Origin of the sequence: Enterobacter sp. RIT637, from assembly GCF_019718755.1 — a bacterium.
Lineage (GTDB): Bacteria > Pseudomonadota > Gammaproteobacteria > Enterobacterales > Enterobacteriaceae > Enterobacter.
In genome coordinates, this window is record NZ_JAIHAZ010000041.1 from 1 (window position 1) to 981 (window position 981).

General features: G+C 53.3%; 1 protein-coding gene and 1 pseudogene. Both read left to right on the forward strand.

Annotated elements, in window-relative coordinates:
• Positions 1-24 precede the first annotated feature (24 nt).
• On the forward strand, positions 25-822 hold the full coding sequence (locus K5E19_RS22975; RefSeq protein ID WP_221553240.1) for an endonuclease/exonuclease/phosphatase family protein: 798 nt from the start codon (positions 25-27) through the stop codon (positions 820-822).
• Between the two features lie 80 nt (positions 823-902).
• A pseudogene (locus K5E19_RS22980) lies at positions 903-981 on the forward strand (SAM-dependent methyltransferase); the annotation flags it as partial.

The following is a 981-nucleotide window of genomic DNA, read 5'->3' on the forward strand; positions in this document are numbered from 1 at the left end:
ATGCTATAGAGGTCGTTTCCAAAAGTGCGAAAAAATACCTATGCCATGCGCTATATTGCCGGACAACCTGCGGAGAGAATTTTGCCTCCGGGGTCGTTTGCGAGTCTTGGCCAGGCATTGCCCGCTGGCGCCCCCTTAAGCAGCGATGACAAAATTCGCGTACTGGTGTGGAATATCTTCAAACAGCAGCGTGCAGAGTGGTTATCCGTGCTGAAGAATTTCGGTAAGGATGCGCATCTGGTGCTGTTGCAGGAGGCGCAAACCACGCCTGAACTGGTTCGATTTGCAACTACCAACTACCTCGCCGCAGACCAGGTTCCCGCATTTGTCTTGCCCCAACACCCCTCGGGCGTTATGACGCTCTCTGCTGCGCACCCGGTTTACTGCTGCCCACTGCGTGAGCGCGAGCCTATTCTGCGTCTGGCAAAATCGGCATTAGTCACCGTCTATCCTCTGCCCGATACTCGTCTGCTGATGGTGGTAAACATTCACGCCGTGAATTTTAGCCTGGGTGTCGATGTGTATAGTAAGCAGTTACTTCCCATTGGAGATCAGATCGCGCATCACAGTGGGCCGATTATTATGGCGGGGGATTTCAATGCCTGGAGTCGTCCGCGCATGAATGCGCTGTATCGCTTTGCGCGCGAAATGTCCTTGCGCGAAGTGCGTTTCACCGACGATCAGCGGCGCAAAGCGTTTGGTCGTCCGCTTGATTTTGTCTTCTATCGTGGTCTGAATGTGCACGAAGCCTCTGTACTGGTGACGCGCGCCTCCGATCACAATCCACTACTTGATGAATTCAGTCCCGGCAAACCTGAGTAGTAATGGTGCGTCAGGTCTACCGTCGGGCAGGCCTACGCAGGTACTGCCCTTTATTTTTCTCACAACCAAAGGACAGTACGATGACAACACAATCCCATCATGACAACGTAGAAAAACAGTTCGGTTCCCAGGCAAGCGCCTATCTGACCAGTGCGGTAC